8 protein-coding genes and 1 tRNA gene are annotated in these 19,040 nt (G+C 38.5%); 8 read left to right on the top strand and 1 reads right to left on the bottom strand.

Features of this window, described 5'->3' with window-relative positions; all coding sequences use genetic code 11:
* The first annotated feature begins 85 nt into the window (after positions 1 to 85).
* From G6R09_RS01890 to G6R09_RS01875, 4 genes are all read left to right on the top strand, one after another.
* A complete protein-coding gene (locus G6R09_RS01890) occupies positions 86 to 3,361 on the top strand; it encodes a DUF11 domain-containing protein (RefSeq protein ID WP_065167146.1) in 3,276 nt (1,091 codons plus the stop codon).
* 118 nt (positions 3,362 to 3,479) lie between these two features.
* Positions 3,480 to 10,085, top strand: coding sequence for a DUF11 domain-containing protein (locus tag G6R09_RS01885; RefSeq protein ID WP_163920233.1), 6,606 nt, complete (start codon positions 3,480 to 3,482; stop codon positions 10,083 to 10,085).
* Positions 10,086 to 10,113: 28 nt separating this feature from the next.
* Positions 10,114 to 10,638 (top strand): OmpA family protein, encoded by a 525-nt coding sequence (locus G6R09_RS01880; RefSeq protein ID WP_235859641.1) that lies wholly within the window; start codon positions 10,114 to 10,116, stop codon positions 10,636 to 10,638.
* A 16-nt stretch (positions 10,639 to 10,654) separates the two neighbouring features.
* Positions 10,655 to 13,423, top strand: a complete 2,769-nt coding sequence (locus G6R09_RS01875) for a DUF11 domain-containing protein (RefSeq protein ID WP_163920231.1) — start codon at positions 10,655 to 10,657, stop codon at positions 13,421 to 13,423.
* Positions 13,424 to 13,578: 155 nt separating this feature from the next.
* Here G6R09_RS01875 and G6R09_RS01870 read toward each other — a convergent pair whose 3' ends face one another.
* A complete protein-coding gene (locus G6R09_RS01870) occupies positions 13,579 to 14,697 on the bottom strand; it encodes a tetratricopeptide repeat protein (RefSeq protein ID WP_065167134.1) in 1,119 nt (372 codons plus the stop codon).
* A gap of 158 nt (positions 14,698 to 14,855) precedes the next feature.
* Between G6R09_RS01870 and G6R09_RS01865 the strand changes: the two genes are divergently transcribed.
* The 4 genes from G6R09_RS01865 (at position 14,856) to selB (ending at position 19,020) form a co-directional block, all read left to right on the top strand.
* Positions 14,856 to 15,356 carry a hypothetical protein gene (locus tag G6R09_RS01865; RefSeq protein ID WP_235859640.1) on the top strand — a complete coding sequence of 167 codons (501 nt, stop codon included), beginning with the start codon at positions 14,856 to 14,858 and terminating at the stop codon, positions 15,354 to 15,356.
* A gap of 217 nt (positions 15,357 to 15,573) precedes the next feature.
* Positions 15,574 to 15,665, top strand: a tRNA-Sec gene (locus G6R09_RS01860).
* Positions 15,666 to 15,763: 98 nt separating this feature from the next.
* Entirely contained in the window at positions 15,764 to 17,173 is a 1,410-nt protein-coding gene (gene selA / locus G6R09_RS01855; protein ID WP_235859639.1) for an L-seryl-tRNA(Sec) selenium transferase, read from the top strand.
* Positions 17,173 to 19,020, top strand: coding sequence for a selenocysteine-specific translation elongation factor (gene selB, locus G6R09_RS01850; protein WP_163920230.1), 1,848 nt, complete (start codon positions 17,173 to 17,175; stop codon positions 19,018 to 19,020). Before selA ends, selB begins: the two co-directional genes overlap by 1 nt.
* Positions 19,021 to 19,040: the final 20 nt, after the last annotated feature.

The raw sequence follows: 19,040 nt of genomic DNA, 5'->3' as shown, positions 1-19,040 counted from the left end.
TTAGTAAATGATTCACCCCGAGCTTTTGCAAGGGTTTGTAACACACTTTAGTAATTCATTAATGACCTTAAAAGGTAACCACTTTATGAAGACGCATTTAAAGCCTATTAGTATGTGGGTTGCAGCGGGACTCATAACGGTAGGTGCAGGTTCAATATCTAGCCAAGCCCTTGCAGCTACTGCCGCCGGAACTGATATAAAAAACTTAGCAACAGTAACCTATGAAGATACTTCAGGTAACAGTTATACCGCAACATCAAATGAAGCCATAGTTACCGTTAAACAAATATACAGTGCAACAATTGAAAAAGATCTCGATGTACCTGGTGCACCAGGTCAAACCGTTTATCTTCCTCACGTATTAACCAATACAGGTAATGGTATCGATACTTATACCTTAACCTTTGGTCAAAATTTACCAACAGGTGATACTCGAGGACCAGATACACAAGATGCAACATCGATCAAATTATATCCCGATACAGATGGTAATGGTGAGCCTGATCCTGGTAAGCCTCCGATTTCTTCTGGAGATACTGTCACCATCAATGGTGGCTCGTTCATGAAGTTCATTATAGCCGCGAGTATTGATCCAACAACAGCGATTGGTGAAACAATTGGTGTCCAGATAGAAGCTGAAGCTCATGAAGGCACTGGTGGTGCTGTTGATGGTTCAGTATCTGATCCTATTGGTAATAACGATAGTGCTAATGATACCAATGGTGACTTAATTACAGTAACAAATGATGCTGTACTTAATATGACCAAATCGGCCGATCATCTTGAAAATCTTGGAACAGAGCAGTCTCTTGGTGTTGATGTCGATGGTGATCCTAGCAATGACTTACCTGTGAGCTTAATTCGTTATACAGTAACAGTTAAAAACAACGGTAATACTGCCGCTAAAGATGTTGTGATATTTGATGGTATTCCTGATGGAACCACATTAGTTACAGCTAGTTCTGGTGCGCTATATGACCCAACCAGTACTTTACAAACATCAAGTAATGATACCTTAATTACTAGTGTTGCTAACTTAGTTAATGAAGGTAGCCACGGTGTTGATTTAGACCAAGATGGCGCAACAGACTCTAATGAGGCTGATATCGGCCCAGGTATTGATCTAAATGGTAATGGAAACACATCTGATTCAAGTCTGCCTGGTGTCTACGCAATTGATAAGTTCATGGATGTTGGTAACAACATGACGATGACTTTCTATGTTGCATATTCTCCAGATGTGATTTCGGGTGATACTGATATTGGTAACGTTGCTTATAGTTGTGCTGATTTAAATGGTGATGGTGATTTCGTTGATGATGGAGAATGTGGAAACCCTGATCCTACGAAAGCAGGTCCGGATACAACGAATCCTACAACGACACCAACAACTTCAACTACTGGTGTAGGTATCACTGATACAGGTCCTGAAACTGGTACATCAGGTGGTGGTGATACTGATGGTTCTGGTGATGGTATTCAAACTGTAGGTGGTGCATCGTCTGGTAGTGATGTGTTCTTCTATAACAAAATTATCAATAACGGTAATAAAGTTGATAGCTTTGATTTAGCAACAGTAAACACAAGTTTCCCACCATTAACCGGTTTCCAATACTGGAATGCTGATGGTACAGGTCAACTTGTGGATACGAATGGGCATAATGGCGCTGATACAGGCCCAGTTCAACCTGCAACGTGTGACAATTCTACGCCAGCAACGGTAGATGGCATTACTGTAAATTGTAACGAAGTATTGATTCGCGTAGTTGCTAAGTTACCAGCAGATGCGGCTGATTATACAGCACCATTTGATGCGACAACTACAGCAACGTCATTTAATGATAAGTCTAAGTCAGGTAGCAAAATTGAGCGTTTAGCAACGATCACCGGACCTACTGTTGATATTGCTAACAGCCCAATTACGGATGTAACGCCTGGTACTAACCTTGATCCGTTTGATGTTAGTGATGGATTTACAAGTGCTGATGTTGCAACAACATTTAACGAACCTTTAGGCACTACTGTAATGGTTCCGTTATATATTGCAAATGAAGGTGGTAGCTCAGATTCATTCATACTACGCGCAGAAGGTAGTTATGATGGTGCGGGTTGGTTACCTACATTACCGCAAGGTTGGACTGTAATCTTTAAGCATAACGGTATTGATATCGACCACAGTGGAGCTGTTGATATTCCAGCGACTGGCGCAGCTATTACATCAACACCATTAATTCCTGGTGGCGGTGTATTATGGGTGACAGCTGAAATTACTATTCCATTAGATCCTACATTAGCGTTGGCTGATAGCCAGCAGCCTAGTGCGATTGATGCTAATGGTGATAGTGATTTAGATTACATCATTTCGATGGTTGTAGAGTCGGCAGGTTCAGGTGCAACTGACCGTAAGGTTGAGGCATTTGATATTGATAATGCAGCAAGTATTGATATCTCTCCTGCATCTTTAAGTGAGCAAGTTGAGCCAGGCGGTAACGTCGGTTATGAGCACACTTTAAGTAATAATGGTAATACTACTGAAACTGTTGATCTTTCTTCAAGTAATAACACACCTGGCTTTAACAACACTGTCATGATTGATATTGATGGTGATGGTACGCCAGATAAAGAGATTGGTAACCTTTGTGATGCCCCTGTTGTATCGCCTATTTCTGTACTACAAGCAGGTACTGGTGTTGCGACTGATATTGAAGTGACGTGTGACGCAACGGATGGTAGTGATACTGTTCCTAGCCTTACAATTGAACCAGGTGAAACTGTTGAGCTATTTGTGACTGTATTTGCTCCAGGTACAGCAACTTCTGGTACAACAAACATCACGACTATTAATGCTGTATCAACAACAGATCCATCAGTGAATGCGACTGGCTTAGATAACTCTGAAGTCGTTAAAGGTCAAGTACGTCTGTACAAGTTTACTGATATAGATGTTGGTTGTGATGGCAATGGTGAGTCTGATATGCCGAAGAACTTCCAGAAACAACATACAACTCGCGTAGCTCCTGGAGATTGTGTGGTGTGGAAACTCGTTGCAATTAACGAAGGTAGTTCTACAGCACTAAACACTGTTATTACAGATAAGCGTACTGAATATACGCAATTCTCAAATGGCGGTAGCGGTGACTTAGTTCAATGTCGTAACTCAGTAGATACTGGCGCTGTGAAATTTGCGACAGATGCTGACTATGCACTGAAGACTGAAGATCTTGGTCCACTTTGTAATCCTGACAGTACTACAGGTGCTGATGTTACTCCGCTTATTTCTGGTGACACAGTAACTTTCACTGTTAATGATTTAGAACCAGGTGACCGTGTTGTTAGCCACTTTGTTGTAGAAGTAGATTAATAGCTCCTAATCATGCCTCCCTATTAATTTAGGGGGGCTTATTGAGCTTATTTAATAAATGATCTCAATAAGCCTTTATATCCATTTCTTTGAATTTTCTAGCCTGTGGAGAGCGCTTATGGCCCTCTTAAATTACATAAATAAAATGAAGTATTTGGTCGTTTTCATTTTAATTAGTTTAAGTTCAGCGACATTAGCAATAACTGATGCTGGCACCAAAATAATGAATCAAGCCATTATGACCTACTTTGATTCTGAAAGTGGTGAGACCATAAAAATACTCTCTAATATTTCATATATCAGAGTGGCAAATGTTCATGATTTTGAACTCTCACCTGATACTAGCGGTGGTAAAGCCGAAAAATATACTGCTGCAGGTGCCGTGGTCAATGTGCCTAATATAATTACTAATACAGGTAATACTACTGATTCGTATATTATTAATGTTAATAACTTAACCGGCGATAATGGTGATATTACTTCACCAAGCTCAGATGATATTAATGTATATGTTGATGCTAATGGTAATGGTATTTATGATGCAGGTGAAATTGAATTACAAAAAGATAATAATGGTAACTATATAACACCTAAATTAAAGCCTGGTGAAAAGATTAATCTTGTATACGTCGTATCTATTCCATCTAATGATCTTAATAATACGACTTATGATATTGAAACAGTTGTTACATCTGTCCTTGACCCTGATGTTGTTCAAACAAGTGAAGTGAGCATTATTGTTACTACAGGTCCTGTGGTTAACTTAACGGCGAGTTCTTCTGCTATTTGTGAGCAAAAATTAGGACCCTTTGATAATATTGAATATCGTATTGACTATACCAGTATTGGGTTAGTCCAACCACAAGCCGCTGAGCAACCTTATAGTTTTACAATTAATACGGGCTCAACGGAATCACCTGATTATAAAAAAGTAAGTTATACCGGTGTATTAATTACATCAGAGTTACCTGGAAATATTACGCTACAACAAGATAAAATTATTAATGGTGAACCTGCTCGAGATTATGCGCCAATCACTATTGCTTCACCTGAAACAAAGTTTGATGGCGGTATTGTATTAGTTGGTATTAATAATAGCTTTAAGAGCAATGCGACAAATCATGATATTGACTGGTTTGATTATGCAACATGGGATGGTTCTGGAAATGTAGCGAAAATGGGCTTTTTAGTAAAGCCAACTTATTTACGTCCAAATACATCTGGCTATTTTAAATATTATGCGGAAGTGAATGATATTGCAGGTGCTCCAGCATTTGAAATATACTCTCAAGCGCAAGTTAATTTGTCGGCCACAGATGTTAATATTTCTTACAGTGATGAAATTTGTAATACGCTATCTGGTATCAACGATAGGATTAAAACGGATGCAAATGATTTACTGAACTTTCAAGAATTACACGCAGATGTGGTAAGTAATGATTTAGATATTACACATCATGACACATCACATTTTGTTGATACTGATTTTTACTATCATACCGAAACTGATAACTTTACCTCTAAAAGTGACAGTATATATATTGATGTTTTTCTCCCTCAAGCCAATCAACATCCAGGTGTGATTGATATTATCGGACCAAGCTCATCTGAGTATCCGGTTTTATTAAGTTCAAACGCTCAAGATAAGTTTCATTTAGTTTTTGCTGAAACAGGCACAAATACAGGTCATTTCAGAAGTATTATACCTGTACATCCTATTTCACCAGAAGAGGCAGCATCAAGTAATGATTTAGATCACTGTTTAGAAGACCTTGTAACAACATGGGAAACGAATCATGTCGATAACACCTCGTTATTATCTTTAATTGATGGTGTTATTAATTTAAGTGCTCATGGACTTAATGGCGAAGATACCCATCCAGAGTGTGAAATTGAAGTCACGTCTGGTGGTGAGATCTACGCTGATGTATATGACAGTATAAATGGTCGTTTATTATTGAGTGATATTGCATATATTAGTCCTCAATTTACTGTCTTTGATGCGACCAATTTTAAAGGCGTCGCTGACGCAACCGTTAACTTTTATAAAGCAGTAGAAGGTGTCGCACCGGACGCTAAAACGCGACTACCTAATGTTGATGGCTTAACACCTGAAGCTCAAGTGATCTCTGATGCTGACGGACGTGTTTTCTATCCTAAATTAGAGATCAATGATCTTGATAAATATTATATTACGGTGACCCCGCCAACAACACACCAATGGCCGTCGGCATATACTGATTTAGATGCATTTAATTTATTTAATGTATCTCCTGAGTCTTATGGTCCATTTGGTAATAAAGATGTTGTCGATTCAGGTACATTTGAACTAACACCACAAAAAACGATTAACCTATTTGATATTCCTCTTGATCCTAATAATTTAGACCGCCGTTTGTCAGTACAAAAAACAGCAGATAAAGAAACGGCAGAGATCGGTAGCTATATTAAATACACCGTTATCGTTAAAAATAATTTGCCAGACTCAGAAATCTTTAATGCGCAAGTGTTTGATAGCATGCCTTATGGATTTAAATATATGTCAGGCAGTACCCGTCTTAATGATCAACCTTTTGCAGATCCGATGCGGATTGACAAATATACCTACCGTTTTGATATAGGTACGTTATCTGGTTCAACGCAAGCACCGCAAAATGGTACTTATACATTGACTTATGTATTGCAGTTAACCGCTGGTGCGCTGGATTCTGATGGTATTAACTCTGTTTATGCCCAAGCTCGTACATTTGGTGGTAATAGTGACAATCAACTGGTCTCTAATACCGATAAATATCAAGTGCGGATAACACAAACTGGTGTGATGTCTGAGCGTGGTATTTTATTTGGTAAAGTTTATGTGGATGCACAATGTAATCAATTACGTAAGAATCAACATTGGCCTATCGGTGGCGTAAAAATTTACCTTGAAACAGGTGATTACGTTATCACTGATGAAAATGGTCAATATTCAATGTTTGGTGTAAAACCGGGTAACCATGTATTGCGGGTTGATAAGCAAACACTACCTGTGGGTATTGAACTACAACCAATTGATACGCGTAATGCCGGCGATGGTAACTCACGCTTTGTTGATATGCTACGTGGCGAAATGCATCGAGCAGACTTTAGTGCTCCATGCCCAACGCAAAATCAAGCAGAAGTATATCAAGAGCTTCAAGATCGTAATAATAATGTCAATGGTGAATGGTTACTTGAAACTGCGGATAACTTTAAAGGCTTACAATATGATACTCAGCCAAAAGTCATGAAGCAGAGTGAGCTAGAGTCGGGTATTGTTAGTGGTCCATCTGTTACTGGTAATATGAGTAACGATGTAACTGCTACTAATTCGGTATTAACTGTTTTTAAAGGTTACGCATTAGAGTCACGCAAAGGTAGAAAGCAAGATCTAGAATCTGTTATTAACCTTTTCCCTGAAAATATTAAAAGTGAAGCTTATTTATATCCTCTTATTAATGATACTTATTCAATTAGATTTGGTTTTAGTGATCAGCAATCTAAATTAAATAATTTAAAACAAGATTTAGCGAGCAGTAATATAGATACAACTATTGTTGAAACGTCTTATAACAATATTCCACAACAGGCTAAATTTAATATCGATAATAATATTGGTGATGATATCCCGTTACCAGAAAAAGAAGCTAAAAATATCACTCGAGCAGAAGCTGAAAAAGGTACATGGTATTGGCCAAAGAATGATTATAGTTATGACGGCCGTTTCATTGTTGTTGTTCGTGGTGATGTAGAGCCAGCATTATATGTTAATGGCGATAAAGTGAGTAATACACAACTTGGTGAGCGGATTGTAAATAAGAGAGAGAACGCACAAATAATGGGTTGGTATGGTGTTGGTTTACCTCTTGCCGAGAATCTCATTGAAGTGAAAGCGGCAGACCCATTTGGTAATGAACGTGTAATATTAAGTAAAAATTTCTCACAGCCACAATCGGCTAAGCATATAAATCTAATGGCTGATGGTGATGTATTACGCGCTGATGGTGGCCGTTCTGTTATGCCAATTATCATTCGTCTTTATGATGAAAATGACAAGCTTTCACGTGGTACTTACTTTGTTACTTTAGATACAAATAAGGGTGATATTTGGTTAGACCCTGATATTCAAGAGCAAGAGTCAGGTCATCAGGTTCGTGTTATTAATGGTGAAAAGACGGTCTATTTACGTAGTACAGAAACAACGGGAGAAATTACTGTTAGAGCCAGTGTTGAAGATTTCTCTGATGAAATGAAACTCTACCAAGTAGCTGCCGAACGTCCATTATTTGTAACGGGTATCTTAAATTATACCGGACGTTATGGCTCAGTAAGCGGAGAAGAACCTTCGCAGCAAGCAGATAATTACAGAGATGGTCATTACACTGATGATGAACGTGCGGCTATATTCATTAAAGGTAATATTAAAGGTGGAATGCATCTTACTTTAAGCTATGACAGTGAGAAGTCTGACGAAGAGTTTTTACGTGAAATCTCGCCTGATAGCTATTATCCATTACCTGGCGATGCAAGTATTAAAGGTTATGATGCAAGAAGTACCAGTAAGATTTATGCCAAATTAGAAAAAGACCGTCATTATATTATGTGGGGTGATTACAGCACTGCAGATGGCTCAGATAATGCTGATATTGGTCGTACTAGCCAGATACTTAATGGCGCAAGTGGTATGTATAACGATGGTAGATTAACGGCGCAATTATACGGTGCTCGTCCTGAAGATTTGCATAAAGTCACAGAGTTTGACGGTAATGGTACCGCGATGTTTTATAATATTGGTGATGACCGTATTGTTAGACACACTGATATTGTAACGTTATTAACTTATGATCGTAATAGCCCTGGCTTAATCATTAATCAACAACCATTGACCCGTTATGTAGATTATACGATTGATTATTTTACTGGTGATATGCGCTTTAACCGTGTTATTCCATCTTATGATCCTGAGTTGAATCCAATTAAAGTTCGGGTTGCTTATGATGTTGATGGTAATGGTGATAAATACACGATAGCGGGTACACGATTATCTTATCTATTTACGCCTTATTTAGCTGCTGGTGCAAGTTATGAGCATAACAGTCACGATGTTGAAGGTTATAACATTGGTAGCTTATGGGTAAATTATGATTTTGATAGTAAAACGAAGTTAGTGGCTTCGGTTGCGACAATGAATCATGAAGGTAATGCCAGTGCAACAACGGTGACTGACAACGCTAACAATACTGGTAAGAAAATTAAGAAAGGCTCTGCTGTTAAGTTTTTACTCAAACGCGATTGGACAGCGCGCGCTGCAACTGAACTTGAATATGTTTATGCGCAAGAAGGCTTTACTAATACTACTGGTGGTGTAACACCTGCACGTCAAGAAGTGCGTTTACGTCATCGCCATAAACTTACCGGCATTGCTAATTTAAATATTGAGGCTAATCACTCTGAATCTTTAGTTTATGATGAAATGCAGCAATCAATTAGTGCCACAATAGATACTAAAATCTTAGGCAGTCAGTGGATGACACGTATTGGTTCTCGTTATATCCATAATAAAGTTGATAATAATTCAGAAGAATACACAACCGCAATTATCGGCCTTGGTCGTAACTTCAGCTTATTTAGTCGACCAGCACGTTTTGATACTGAATATGAGCAAAGTTTTGGTCATAACAGTAAGCGTCGTTTCAATATTAAAGCCGATTGGAATATTCATAAGCAAGCCAGTATTTACACTCAATATGAATACATTGATTCACTTTCTGGAATCAGTAATTTAGGTAGCGGTTCAACGAATATGTTTACCGCAGGTATTGATGTTGATTGGCTAAATGGTGGCAGTACTTATAGTGAGTTCCGCCAACGGGGAGCTTCTGATGGTCGAAGTCTTGAGCTAGCAAATGGGTACCGCGGTCGTTTTGAAGTGATACCAGGCATTAGTATTGACCCTTCTGTCGAATATGTAGAAGTTCTAAAAGGGGACTCCGCCTCAGGTGTAGCTGTCTCTCTTGGATTAGCTGATATTCGTAACCCTAATTATAAAACTACTGGTCGCGTTGAATACCGTCATGGTGATAACGAAGATTACTACGGTTTATTAGGGGCATGGGTAACGCGTTTAAGCCAAGATTGGAGTGGTTTAGTCCGTGATGAATATCGTTATATGGATAAAGATCAAGGCGCAAACACATGGAGCAACCATATGAGTTTAGGTGTTGCTTATCGTCCTCGTTTAAATAACCGTTATCACATGTTAGCAGCATATGAGTGGAAAACGGAGCACAGCGAAATCTCTCGTGATGCGCATATTCTGTCAACACATCAAAACTATCAACTTTCACCAAAGTGGACAGTATCAGGACGTGTAGGAATGAAGTGGGAAGACTTCACTGAATATCAACAAGACTATGACACTGTTTCAACCATCATCGATGGCCGTGTGATTTATTACATTAATCGTCGCTGGGATGTTGATTTACATGCTGGAGTCTTAGGCACTGATTGGTTTAACAGCCGTCGTTACTCAGCAGGTGCTGGTGTCAATTATCTAATAATGAAAAATTTACGTGCAGGTATTGGCTATAACGTTATTGGATTCGATGATGATGATTTAGATCCTCAAGGTTATAACTTACAAGGTTTTTACTTCGACCTAATGTTCAAACTTGATGAAGACATGTTTGATTGGTTGAGCGATTAGAGGCAGGAAATAGATGATGAAATGTGCAATGACACTCTTATTTCTTAATAGCTTATTGCTAAGTGGTTGCGTAAGTGATCGGGCTATTTATACAGAGTATGGAAAGCTAGATTGTGGTGCTGATACACCACCAGTGGAAATATTGGTTGATGCAACAGAGCCTTGGCCAACCGTGATTAATTTTGAATTTGATAAATCACACGCAACGAGTGACCAGCAGCAAAAGTTAATGTCAGCAATCTCAATATTGCAAAAAAATCCAAGCTTAAATCTTGCTGTTATTGGATCTGCTGATTCTGCGGGGCAAAATGCTTACAACAATACTTTAGCCAGTAAACGAGCTACAAACGTTACTGATTATTTCAAGCAGCAGGGAATTGCAGCATCACGTATTGTGACATTAAGTAGTGGTGCGCGAGAGCAATTTGTTGTTAGTGATAATAAGCAAAGAAATCTAGTCAATCGTCGCGTACAACTGATTTTATTAGACTCAGATTTTAATCCTGTTGGTTTGCAGTATAAAACTGCTATTGATCATTTAAGTGCGCAATAGTGCAAGGGAGCTTCATATGAACGTCTTCTACAGGTTAGTTATTAAACTAAGTTTACTGATCATAGCCAGTGCAAGTTTTTTTACGTTTGCTTTGACTGAATCAGGAACGGTAATTAAAAACCAAGCCGGGGCAACGTATCGTGATAGTGCTGATATTTTACGAAGCACAACCTCGAATTTAGTTGAAACATTAGTCCAACCTGTAGCGGCGTTGACGTTAATTAATGATCAATCGAAATTAGGTGCGCCAGGGCGTACGGTAACCTTTAATCATGTATTAACAAATACGGGTAATAGTACTGATAGCTTTAAACTTGATTATGTTCTGCCGTCAAATGTTATTACTGGCGCAGAGGTATACCCAGATGCTAACAATGATGGTGTTGCTGACGCTGGCTCTACAGCGATAGCATCTGGCGATATTATTGGGCCACTGGCGGCAGGTGAGAGTTTTGATTTTGTTATCGTAGCTGACATCGATGCAGCAGCTGCAATAAATGCATCAAACAGCATAACAGTAACCGCAACTAGTCAGGCAGTGACAGTTGATGGAATTGCGGTTGCAAACAATGCTGTTGGCACAGAAACCAATACCGATACACTGACAGTGACAAATTTACCGATTATTGAAATGACCAAGTCAATAAGTGCCAGTGAAGGTGCGTCGCCAAGTGGTCCTTACACGGTAACGTTCACTTATACTAATGTGGGTTTAACCAATATGGATCCACTTCAAACCAACGGTGTGATTCTTACAGATGAACTGCCTGAGGGGATGCGTTTTAATGGTAAAGTAGCATGGAGTGTTTCAGGTACCATCATTACCGCATCAGGTGTTACTACGGGAGGATCTGAAGTGTCAGGCGATCACGATCTTTCTTTTACAACCTGTATTGCACCAGATTCTTCATGTGCTAATAATGATGAAATTGTATTCACAATGGACGGATTAGCCAGTGATGAGTCGGCAACGGTAAGTTTTGAAGTTAACATTGATGCTGGTTTGGCAACTGAAACGTTATATAACTCCGGTGTGTTTGGGTTTGATGAAAATAATAGCGGCACCGTCGAAACGAGTGAGCAAAATAAAAATAATACTAACCGTGTTCCATTTTTAATTACAGCAAACTACGCAGTTATCGCTAATAATGGTGGTTGTGATGTTGGTAGTAATGATATCAACTGTGACGGTAGTGATGATACTAATCATGAAATAGTTGAAGTCGCAACAGCTACGCAAGGTGAGCGAGTAAGTTTTACTAACTATATTTGGAATAGAGGTAATGCCGAAGATATTTTCAATATTACCTTAGATAACTCAACGTTTCCTTCTGGTACTAGTTTCTTCTTCTATAAAAGTGATGGCGTGACTCCTCTGTTAGATACAGATAATGACGGTAAGCCAGATACTGGTATTATTCCAGCATTAGGTCAAAGCTGTCAGTCATATCATGTTACTGATAGTAACGGTACATGTGGTTATAAAGTGGTACTTGTTGCGACATTACCAGCATCAAGTACGGGCGGTCCATATCAAGTGGAAAAAACAGCGACATCATCAAACAACACTGCTGAATCGAATATGGTGATTGATAAGTTAGATGCAATCATTGCTAGCACAGTAGACTTAACCAATAATTTTCGTGCTGAAACGGCAATAACCCAAGAAGATAGCTGTGATGCTGCCGATGATAATTGTGGTTTTGGTGTAGGAGCTGAGTCATCAGCAGTTACGACAAATCTTGCAGCACCTGGTGCAACCACACGATTTACATTATATGTAACTAACACATCCGGTACTGCAGATAGTTACTTGTTGCAATACAGTGACAGTGATTTTGCTGAGGATACGCTACCTGCAGGATGGAGTGTTACGTTTAAAGACAGTACTGAAAATACTATAACCAATATTCCAGTCTTAGGGCCTGATGATGCTGTAATGATTTATGCCGATGTAACGATACCTGAAACCGCTCCTAGCGCATTGCAATCTCTTTACTTTAGAGTGGTATCTGCTGCAACAGGGGCTGTAGATACTAAACACGATGCTATTAATGTTGATAACAGTAGTATGTGTATCGTGTTTGAAGCCGACTCTGAAGGTGTAACTCATTCTGGGGGAGTCATTATCTATAAGCATAATGTTTTAAATAATAGTAATGATGCATATTCAAATATTGCCCTTGTAGTTTCAAATTCAAACCCTGATTTCACTGCTGTTGTGTATGAAGATAATGGTGATGACGTCTTTAGTGCTGCTGATACTGCGATAACTGAAATTGCAACGCTAGCAGGGAATGAAACCAAAGTGCTGTTTGTGAAGGTATTTACGCCTGGTAATATTACTCAAGGAAGTAAAAATATCACTACAGTAGCAGCAACTGTGAGTTGTGGTACGGCACAAGTTATAGACATAACGACTATTGCTAATACCAACATGAAAATAACCAAAGAACAAACACCAGATTTAGATTGCAATGGCGAGTCAGATACAATGGTGTATGTTACCTCAACATTTTCTGTTTCACCGGGGAAATGCATAATCTACCGCCTAACAGCAGAAAATATTGGAATTGAAGATGCAAAAAATGTGAAATTAAACGATGCAACACCTGCTTATACGACGTTTAATGTCTTTACTAATAGAGTTCCTGTTATATCAAAAGGAACAATTAGTGCAAATGCATCTATTAATGGCTCGACAGGATCAATTGTTGGTACGATTAATAATGTTTCACCAGGAGAAAGTGAAACAATGGAGTTTGGTATTAAAATAGATAACTAATTATCGTTGACTTGTAACGACAACACTTGCTTAGTTTTCTGCTAAGCAAGTTTTTTTTATTAAAATTACCGGTGAGCTTATATAGATATGACAAAAAATTAAAAACCACTTTATGATAAAGTGGTTTTTAATTTGAGATTATTATTTATTGGTTGTTATTTTTTTAGGATATCTTGAGCTCTATCATTACCATTCTTTGCTGATTCGATTAACCAATATTCTGCTTTTTCAATTGAACTATCTACGCCATCACCATTAATATAAATACTAGCAAGATTATACATAGCACGGTTATTCCCATGTGATGCTGATTTTTTGTACCAGTAAATAGCTTGTGTGAAATCTTGTTTTATTAGATCTCCTTGATCATATATTTTAGCTAGCTCAAAACTTGCTTCTGGATAGCCATTTTTATCTGCTGACTTAAGTTGAGTTATTGCTATATCAACATCATTGTTAATAAGATCTAAATTTTCAATCCCTAACATCGCTAATTCATATAATGCTTTAGGGTTATCTTGTTTTGCTGCTGCTTGAAGGTGACTATAACTTTTTTTGGTGTTAATGGGAGTTTTATAAAGACCTTTACGGTATATATCACCTAAGATTAAATGTGAAAACTGATGACCTTTTTCTGCTGAACGTTGCAATAAATCAATTGCTGTTGTGGTTTTTATATTTAACTCAAGATAAGAAATAGCTAATAGATATGATGAATATTCATTACTTTGTTGGCTATTTTTTTCAAGGGTTTTTATAACATCCTCATGTTTTTTTTGAATAAAATATAAGTATCCCAAAGAGTAAGAAGAAGGTACATGGCCTTTGTTATGGTTCATTAGTAAGTATGATTCAGCCTCATCATGCATAACATCACCACCGCGACCATCAATTAACATTAGGGCATAGTAGTAACGCGCAAGAGGATGCTCCATTGCTGCGGCTTGTTGATACAACTTACGTGCTTTTGCTTCTGAAAGAGGGACGAGTTTTCCTTCTTCATATAATGCTGCTAAATAAAACAACGCATCTGAATTATTTGAAAGTGTAGAAATTTGATCTACCTGCTGTTGGCGATCTTCATTTGATGTCGATTCATTTTCAATGATTAAAATAGATTTTGACAATGGTGAAAGGGTTGGTGGTTTATTATTATCGTAAGATAAAGATGATGTTTTTATTTTATTGTTAGGTTCTGTTTCAACGGGTAGCTCATTTTTTTCTGTTGAGCAACTTGTTAATATTATTAAACTCGATAGTATAAGCCTCTTCATTATTGATTTCTCCTATCCCTGTACTATTGTTAATTTTAGAACATAACTTAAAGGGATGTATTATGCGTTTACTATTTATTTCATTATTTTGTTTATTAATCACATCGTGTGCTTCAAGTAATTTAACATCTTCATGGGTAGATAGGAGTTATACTCAAATGCCCATAAAAAGCACCTTAGTGGTAGCAATGTCAGATAACTTACGTGTACGACGTATATTTGAAGATGATATGGTAAATGACTTTAGAAAAAACGGTGTTAATGCAATTGCAAGTTCACAGTTATTTCCAAATAAATTACCATCTAAAAATGATATCGCAGGATATATAAAAGCCAATAATACCCAAACAGTGTTTGTTGCTCAGTTAGTCAATATTGAAGATAAAAATATTCGTTATCCTGGCAATAATTATGGCTATGGCGGCAGTGTTTCATTCCATAACTATTATAATAATTCTTACAGCTATATTTATGATGATAGCTACACCGTATCGTATGAGTTTGTAAATGTAGAATTTACTTTGTTTGATACCAAAAGCCATAAGCCGATTTGGTCAACATCATCAGAATCTGTTGATCCAACTAATATGAATGACATTATTGCTGAGCTAACTGATATTCTGATTGAAAATCTACAAGATAATGGGGTAGTACGATAACACCACTACCATAAACGCATGCTGATTATTTCAGCCCTATTGTATGACAGTCATACAGTAGGGCTTTTTTAGTTGTGAATATCTCACTATTGTATATTTGAATGATTAAATATTGTGCAGTTGATGCAATACCTTTTAGGTATATAGTTATTTGTTATACAAATTGATGTAAATCAAATAATAATAATGACAGTTAAACTATCATGCCATGAATTTCGGAATGAGATGAGGTCTGGTGGCCTTCTCGGTCTTCAAAACCGATGTGAGCTGTATAAGCTCTGGTAGGTTCAATTCCTGCCTCTTCCGCCATTTTTCGCGCGTTTAAATGGTTCCCTGACACTCATTCTATCTCTTCTTGAGTTTATAGTATGAGTGCTGTTGTCTGCAATTCAGCCAAGGAACTTACCGTGAATACCACTACATCCTCAGATAGTCTTTCCTCATCACCAATATCCACTATTAATTATCGCTTGCCTCAAATTGAACAATTACTTCAACATCCAGATTTAGCTGATTATGTGCGTTTATTAAGTCGACCTGTCGTCACAAATACTCTGCGTCAGTTATTTGCTTCTATTCGTCAGCATCCTGATTTTAAAACTCAAGGTGTTAATGACCTTGATGTGATGGCATTAGTAGTTGATAGTTGCCGTCAATTGTATCGCCGTCGCCAGCAGCGGGTGATAAATGCTACTGGGATTGCAGTACACACCAATCTTGGTCGTTCGCCAATTGATGAGCAGATTTGGGATAGCGTAAAAGCCGTTAATACTGGTTATAACAACCTTGAACTTAAATTAAGTGATGGCAAACGTGGTGATCGTAATGGTTTATTACCGACCTTGATTCAGAGTTGGATTGGGGCTGAAGATTGTGTGGTGGTGAACAATAATGCGGCATCAGTTTACTTAGTGTTGCATGCTTTAGCGGCGGGTAAAGAAGTTATAGTGTCTCGTGGTGAGCAAGTCCAAATTGGTGGTGGTTTTCGTATCCCTGATATTCTAGCCCTTTCTGGGTGTAAGCTAGTTGAAGTCGGCACCACCAATATCACCACCAGTGATGACTATATTAATGCTATTACCGACAATACCGCGATGGTATTAATGGTGCATCAGTCTAATTTCTCAATGCAGGGGTTTACTGAGTCACCCGATATTCAGGATGTAGCTGAACGCTTACCTGAGCATGTGTCATTAGTGATCGATCAAGGCTCTGGTTTATCGTCTGAGAAATATGCGCAAAGTGAAGTGTCGCTACCACGTTATTTGCAGATGGGCGCTGATTTAGTGTGTTTTTCTGGTGATAAAATTATCGGTGGCCCACAAGCGGGTATCATTGCTGGTTGTCCAAATCTTTGTCAACGATTAGCCAAAAATCCGATGATGCGAACTTTCCGTCCTGGGCGCATTGTTTTATCAATGCTTGAGCAATTATTAGTTCAGAAACTAAACCGTGATCCTGCTGGTTTTGGTGTGGCGCAACAAGCGTTAGATCGTGCCAAGATCAGCCAGACGTTAGCACAACAATGGGCACAACGTTGGAAAACGTATGTACAAGCCGTACCGCTGGTAATGCAAGTCGGTGGTGGTGCTATTCCCAGTGAAAGCTATCCTTGTTATGGCTTAAAACTTACCTTGCCGGGTAAAGCACAATTGCACTTAGATGCGTTACGTGAGTTACCGATCCCAATTATTGGTTATGTTAATAGTAACCAGTTGCTATTAAATGTCGCGACTTTATTAGACCGTGATCATACGGTCTTTATTGCTCAACTTGACGATTATATTCAATCTTACACAAATACTGAGGTTAAATAATGGCGGTAACTCCAACACAATATCAAGCAGTGGTTGGCCTTGCTGGGCATGTTGACCATGGTAAAACAGCATTAATTGAAGCATTAACAGGCATGATTACCGCGCGTCCTCATGAGCAGCAATTAGGCATGACCCAAGATTTAGGTTTTGCTCATTTTCAAGATGATCATGGCAATACTATTGGGGTGGTTGATGTTCCAGGCCATGAACGTTATTTGCGCAATATGGTTGCGGGTGTGTGGCATTTAAATGTGTTGTTATTAGTAGTAGCTGCCGATGAAGGCTGGATGCCAATGACCACTTCCCACCTTGATGTGGCGCATGCAATGGGGATTGAAGATATTGTCGTTTGTATCAATAAGCGCGATAAAGTCAGTGCTGAGCAATTAGCTGAAATAGAAGATCAAGTGTTAGAACAAGTCATGGAACGTAGTGGTTTGTTACCTGAAATTGTGACTGTTTCTGCATTAAAGAAAGATAACATTGAAGCGCTGCGCCAACTTTTAATTGATACCGTACAGGTAAACATTGCACGTCATAAAGTTATCGCGCCAGCAAACAGTGATGATACTGCAGTGCTTGAGCCTGCGACAAATCCTTTGATGTATATTGATCGCGTATTTGTCGTTAACGGAATTGGTACTGTGCTTACTGGTACGTTAGCACAAGGACAATTAGCTATTGGCGATAAAGTACGTTGTCATCCATCAAATCTTATAGGTACGGTGCGATCGATTCAGGCGTATCATCAGCAATTAACATCTGTTTCAGCAACATGTCGTGTCGCAGTAAACATTAAAGGTGTGGGGCGTAAAGATATCGGCAGAGGGCAATTGATCACTGGTATCAATCAGCAGATTACCTTACGCGATCAATGTATTGTACGTTTAACTAAAACGGCAACAACGTTAAAAGTTAAAAAACAACGCCAAGTTGAAGTTGCGATGGGGACGTGGCACGGAACTGCACGTTTGAGCTATATTCCCAATACTGAATTAGCCCGATTAGTGTTTGAAAAGCCAATCCCGTTATTATTTGGTCAACGATTAGCTATGATCCAAAAAGGCGGCAGTGGCTTACAGCATGGCGCAGAGGTAGTGTGGACCGATTATATTTTTGGGTATCAAAAACGCCGTCTATACGATGTGCTAAATAATTTACCACAGCAACTACAGCCACAATCTCAACGACAAATGTTACTTGTTTTACAAGGTTATTTTGAATGTGCAGATGCAGATTTTAAAGCTTGTGAACAGCAAACATACATCACACCATTTTGTTTTGATAGCCAATGGTTAGCGGATATGTCACACCAAATTGAAACATTATTAGGTGCGGGGATTGCAATGGCTTCAGCAGAGCTCTGTAGCCGATTACGAATCAATGATGCAGTGATTGAACTGATCATGCAGCGTTTGAAACAACAAGATAAAGTTCATTTAAGTTATGGTAAATGGTGTATTGGCCAAGGTGATAATGAAGATGATTTACCGCAAGATGCGCTGAATATTCTGCATCAAATTCGTCAGTTCGGAAAAGCAGGGCTTGAGCTAAATAAAGTCAAAGTTGTTGGTGGCAAAAAATGGTTACGACAACTAAGTCATCAGAAATATATTACTGCGCTTGATGAAAATATCTATTTTGATATGGGGATCTATTTAGATTTAGTACGCGCGGTGATCGCTGAACATCAGCCCCATGATCGTATTACCATGACGGATATTAAAGATCGTACGGGGTTAAGTCGTAAGTATTCTATTCCATTAGCCAACCGAATGGAAAAAGACGGCTGGGTTAAGCGTGATAATGATGAACGTATTATTTTAAAACCGTGGCAAATACAGTAATCGTATAAAAAGCAGAGTGG

Origin of the sequence: Photobacterium sp. Alg240-V54, from assembly GCF_900537155.1 — a bacterium.
In the GTDB taxonomy this organism is placed as follows: domain Bacteria; phylum Pseudomonadota; class Gammaproteobacteria; order Enterobacterales; family Vibrionaceae; genus Photobacterium.
Note: the sequence above shows the minus strand (reverse complement) of the source record. Positions and strands in the feature narration are given on the sequence as shown.

Bases quoted from the DNA above. Each gene is read 5' to 3' on its own strand.
- G6R09_RS01870 (WP_065167134.1), bottom strand. From the start codon at position 14,697: ATGAAGAGGCTTATACTATCGAGTTTAATAATATTAACAAGTTGCTCA.
- G6R09_RS01880 (WP_235859641.1), top strand. From the start codon at position 10,114: ATGACACTCTTATTTCTTAATAGCTTATTGCTAAGTGGTTGCGTAAGT.
- G6R09_RS01890 (WP_065167146.1), top strand. From the start codon at position 86: ATGAAGACGCATTTAAAGCCTATTAGTATGTGGGTTGCAGCGGGACTC.
- G6R09_RS01875 (WP_163920231.1), top strand. From the start codon at position 10,655: ATGAACGTCTTCTACAGGTTAGTTATTAAACTAAGTTTACTGATCATA.
- selB (WP_163920230.1), top strand. From the start codon at position 17,173: ATGGCGGTAACTCCAACACAATATCAAGCAGTGGTTGGCCTTGCTGGG.
- G6R09_RS01885 (WP_163920233.1), top strand. From the start codon at position 3,480: ATGGCCCTCTTAAATTACATAAATAAAATGAAGTATTTGGTCGTTTTC.
- G6R09_RS01865 (WP_235859640.1), top strand. From the start codon at position 14,856: ATGCCCATAAAAAGCACCTTAGTGGTAGCAATGTCAGATAACTTACGT.